This is a genomic window from Scandinavium sp. UTDF21-P1B, from assembly GCF_040750395.1.
In the GTDB taxonomy this organism is placed as follows: Bacteria; Pseudomonadota; Gammaproteobacteria; order Enterobacterales; family Enterobacteriaceae; genus Scandinavium.
The window spans coordinates 1-1,698 of sequence record NZ_JBFLVD010000044.1 but is presented as its reverse complement, the minus strand read 5'-3'; the positions used below and the strand labels follow the sequence as shown (position 1 = coordinate 1,698).

The window sequence follows — 1,698 nt, the reverse complement described above, 5'->3', positions numbered from 1 at the left end:
AACCTCGGTTTAGGAGAGTTGGCTAAAGCGGGTGTTTCATCAGGCGTATTAGGGGCCAATGGTTACATAGCCATTCCGATGATTATTGGCGGTGTTCGCAGGAGCCTTATCATTCAGTGGGGGTCAACGGCGACTGGTTCAGGTGGTCAGACGGTCACTCTACCTACAGCATTTCCGACGCTCATTTGCGGCTGTGCCGGAAGTGAGTCAGGCGACCTTACATCAATAAAAGTTGTTGGCGTGGTTCCCAAAACCCTTTCAACAATCGCTGTGGCAGGCCGAATCGCCGGGGCGTCCACGCTCGCTAACACTCTTGTGAAGTGGATCATCGTGGGTTATTAATCAGGGGTTATCGATATGAGATTTTCAGTATCTACACAAACATTTTACGCAGACGGGATTAACTTCGGTGATACGTTACCTGCTGATGCCATCGAATTAATAGCAGATCAAGAGTTGCCGATATATGAGGCTGTAAATGCTGGATGCTATATCTATATGAAAGATGGCACGCTCACGATATCGGAACCTCGGCCAGATAATTATTATTCCTGGGATGAAGATAAGTGTTCGTGGGTAATGACTGCACAGGCTATTGAACAGAAAAAACAGGATGCGTTAAATGTTGCCGCTGAGGAAAAACAGCAACTCATTGACCAGGCTAATGACTATATGAATGGTAAACAGTGGCCCGGCAAAGCCGCAATCGGGAGACTAAAAGGAGAAGAGCTTGAGCTGTACGGTTTGTGGCTTGATTATCTGGATGCACTGGAAATGGTTGATACGACCAGCGCACCAGATATTGACTGGCCTATTCTGCCGGAGGGGGCGGCCATATAACATCAGGGGCCGTTGAGATATCGACGGCTTTCAATGCCTTTTTGTACGCCATCCACTCAGACAATTTTTCTTTGTCCTCGTCGCTGATATCACCGAGCATTAATTCAACTCGCCAGTCTGCTGTTACGTCGTCAATTTGACGTAGCAACTGCTGGCTATACTGCTCCGCAGCTGCTACTACTTCTTCATGCGTCGGAGCAGGAGTATCGGCCCATGCAGGAAACCCATTACTACCAGCGACGCGCACTTTCCCGGCTGGCGGCTCAGACATAAATTCTTCTGCCATTTCGTCTGGAACCTCAACCCCGTCGTCGGGCCACGACCCCGCCTTTTCATAATCAACTTTCAGAACGACAGGGAAAAAGGCATTTAAAGATGCTGAATAAGTGTATTTGTTCATATTAAATCCCAATTGCCATTATTAATGTGCCATAAGTTCCAGCGCCGCTGGCTTTAATTGTTACCGTGGTCTTCGTATGTCCAATGATTTTGTATGCAATCGGAGCGATAGTTGAGCCATCCACCCATATTGTATTCGCTGCATACAGTGCATTCGGAAATGGAACAGGGAAATTGATAGTGGTGCCGTTTGCATCGGCACCATTGATGGTCGCCTGCCATGCCTGAACGATATTTCCAGTCGGTAACCTAAACCACTGAGTACCCGATCCGAACGAGCTCATATCTGGAATCTGGTTTGTTCCGGTTGCTGAACCTACGTTCCTTTTCGCCGCTGTTCCCAAACCGAGGTTATAGAGAATGATTAATTTCCCCTCGTCTGGCATTGTTCCGGTTTTTGTTGGGAGGGAAAGGCGTGCTTATTGGTTATGTAAGGGTGTCAACTAACGACGAGAATAC

4 protein-coding genes are annotated in these 1,698 nt (G+C 47.8%); 2 read left to right on the top strand and 2 right to left on the bottom strand.

Going from position 1 to position 1,698, the window contains the following annotated elements:
* Both AB1287_RS22145 and AB1287_RS22140 read left to right on the top strand, forming a co-directional pair.
* Positions 1-342 (top strand): gp53-like domain-containing protein (locus AB1287_RS22145; protein WP_436799859.1); only part of this gene is annotated, 342 nt, incomplete at its 5' end.
* A gap of 9 nt (positions 343-351) precedes the next feature.
* Positions 352-840, top strand: a complete 489-nt coding sequence (locus tag AB1287_RS22140; RefSeq protein WP_435619128.1) for a tail fiber assembly protein — start codon at positions 352-354, stop codon at positions 838-840.
* Here the strand turns inward: AB1287_RS22140 and AB1287_RS22135 are convergent.
* Complete coding sequence (locus AB1287_RS22135) at positions 812-1,240, bottom strand: tail fiber assembly protein (protein WP_435619127.1); 429 nt, start codon at positions 1,238-1,240, stop codon at positions 812-814. The two genes, AB1287_RS22140 and AB1287_RS22135, sit on opposite strands and share 29 nt — an antisense overlap.
* 1 nt (position 1,241) lies before the next feature.
* Complete coding sequence (locus tag AB1287_RS22130; RefSeq protein ID WP_435619126.1) at positions 1,242-1,625, bottom strand: gp53-like domain-containing protein; 384 nt, start codon at positions 1,623-1,625, stop codon at positions 1,242-1,244.
* Positions 1,626-1,698: the final 73 nt, after the last annotated feature.

What these genes read in the sequence shown, in the direction of transcription:
- AB1287_RS22135 (WP_435619127.1), bottom strand. Translation starts at nt 1,240, where the DNA reads ATGAACAAATACACTTATTCAGCATCTTTAAATGCCTTTTTCCCTGTC.
- AB1287_RS22130 (WP_435619126.1), bottom strand. Translation starts at nt 1,625, where the DNA reads ATGCCAGACGAGGGGAAATTAATCATTCTCTATAACCTCGGTTTGGGA.